Below are 2,264 nucleotides of genomic sequence, written 5' to 3'. Positions count from 1 at the left end.
GAACGGTCGGGTGTACGATTACAACCTTGGTCGGTTTATGTCGGTTGATCCGTTTATTTATGACGCTGGTAATAGCCAAGCTATTAATCCTTATAGCTATGGTATGAATAATCCGTTATCGGGTACTGATCCAACAGGTTACATCTGGGAAACAGCTTGGGATATAGCAAATGTCATCTATGATATTGGTAAGATCGGATATGGTTACTCTACTGGTAACGCGGCGATGGTTGCGGATGGATTTACTGATCTTGCTGCTGATGCAGTTGCAGTTGCGACGCCTTTCCTTCCTGCTGGTTCTACAAAACTAGGCAGGGCCACAATAGAAGGGGTAGAAGTTGCTAATGGGGCTACAAAGGGCGTTTCTAAAGTTGCTAATGGAAAAACAACTGATATAGGCAGCCAAGCTTCAAAGTCCAAAACGGAAACCGCGGAAATTGATCTAAATTACAAAAGAAACCCTAAACATGATCAAGCCGAATTTGAAAAACAAGCCTCAGATCAAGCTAAAGGGCTAGAGAGCCAGAGTGCTGGTGAAATTAAAAGTAATATTGAAAATTTCAGAGAAGCGGGCAGAAAAGAGGCGAATAGCGCGGTTGCTAAATACAAAAAAGCAGAAGGGAACCCTTCTAAAGGTGACCATGTTACTCACAAAACTGATTGCTGTATTGGTGGTAAACCAACAGATATCTCAGGCACAGGAAATGGTCCAATCAACTCTTCAATTGGAAAACAGAATGCGGCTCAATCCGATAAGGTGTACAATTCAGTAAAAAACGTCCGCTCTGATGCTAAAGTAAAAGTTACAGTTAAAATAGATGATGAAGTCCTAAAAAGGTAAGTGGCTTATGGTTTTTGATGATTACTACAAAATAGACTCGTATGTTGGAGAAGATAATAGTGCTCTTGACTATTTAGATTCTCCCTCAAAGCCAAACTCAGGGGTTTATAATGGAGGGTTAATAACAATATTTAACGACTCCTACGCAAAAAAAATAGATTTGGGTTCTTGGGATTGTCTTAATGATAAGCGCTTTATCCCTTTTTCTATAACTGCATTTGGTGACTTATTTTTGTTGGAGACTAAAACTGAACAGGTTAGTTTATTTGAACCTCAGTTTAATCGTTTGACTCCAATCGAGATAAATCTAAAAGAGTTTTTTGACGGCTTTCTTACGAATCAGGACATTATTAATGATTTGCTTAAAGAACATTACATGCTTCAGGTTCAGAGTGTTTGTGAGAAGCTAGAGTTTGGCTGTTGTTATATCCTGAAGCCTTGGCTTTTATCTGGAGGGACTGACAAGCCAGAAAAATATGAAATTGGTGACTTCGCAACTTATTTTGATTTAGTCAGCCAAGCCTATTAAACAATGGAAATAACAGGGTCAGGTCTTGCATCTTGCAAACCCCTTAAAAGTCTACAAACTGGTACTATAATTAGCCTCGTTTTTACGGGGCTTTTTATGGCTAATTCAAACAACTCTTCACCGTAACAACAAGGGCATTTTAGGCAGCGCATTGGACGCTCATTAGCAGGGAATTAACAGGGTCAGGTCTTGCATCTTGCAGACCCCTCAAAACCAAAAGGCTTGCATTGCAAATAGCCTCGTTTTACGGGGCTTTTTTATGTATGTTCTAGTCAAGTCTTAACGTTAATGTAGTCTGAATGTACAGAGTGATTTCAGAAGTGGCGTAATTTATGAATAAAGTTTTTAAGTTCTCTCCTTTGGAGGAAAAAAAGTGCTAATTCCAGTCGAGGAGACTGATGCTGATATTTTATTCTCTACTGCCCTAGCATTTCATGAGCCAAAGGCGTTACCCAATGCAGTCCGAGTCAAGGAAGAAGGTTGTTTTGACTCTGAAGATAATATATTTCTTTGGATTCACCCCAACTGTATTGTTTGTGATTTTTACGCTTACAAAAGTTTAAATTGCTATTTGAAAGGATGTGGATTTTGGAGTGAACTTTTGCTGGGAGATAATACAATCTTTTTGTTTACAGTCACAAAAGAGCTTTTTACTTTAAATGAAAGTGAAAGCGAGTTTGTCGAAGTGGATGGTTTTAGGCTGGATGTCAAAAAGTATTGTTTTAATGAGTTTGATGAGTGTCAATATCCAATCTTCCTTCTTGGAAATGTGAAAGGGCACTATCCCCTAGTTTCGGAGTTTTTCGTTAATAAAGTAAGAGAGCTAGGCATAAAAGGAATGCGATTTGACCTGATTAGTGATTAAAGTTGTGGCTGTTCTGCGCAACTAAATCA

3 protein-coding genes are annotated in these 2,264 nt (G+C 38.8%); all 3 read left to right on the top strand.

Features of this window, described 5'->3' with window-relative positions:
* A partial coding sequence (locus N475_RS02620; RefSeq protein ID WP_155732529.1) for an RHS repeat-associated core domain-containing protein occupies positions 1-841 on the top strand: 841 nt, incomplete at its 5' end.
* 7 nt (positions 842-848) lie between these two features.
* The gene (locus tag N475_RS02615) at positions 849-1,370 is read left to right on the top strand and encodes a T6SS immunity protein Tdi1 domain-containing protein (protein WP_063364639.1); all 522 of its coding nucleotides are present in this window, start codon (positions 849-851) and stop codon (positions 1,368-1,370) included.
* A 373-nt stretch (positions 1,371-1,743) separates the two neighbouring features.
* Positions 1,744-2,235, top strand: coding sequence for a hypothetical protein (locus N475_RS02610; protein WP_063364638.1), 492 nt, complete (start codon positions 1,744-1,746; stop codon positions 2,233-2,235).
* The last annotated feature ends 29 nt before the right edge of the window (positions 2,236-2,264 follow it).

The organism is Pseudoalteromonas luteoviolacea DSM 6061 (assembly GCF_001625655.1).
Lineage (GTDB): Bacteria > Pseudomonadota > Gammaproteobacteria > Enterobacterales > Alteromonadaceae > Pseudoalteromonas > Pseudoalteromonas luteoviolacea.
This window is presented reverse-complemented; position numbering and strand designations above follow the sequence as displayed.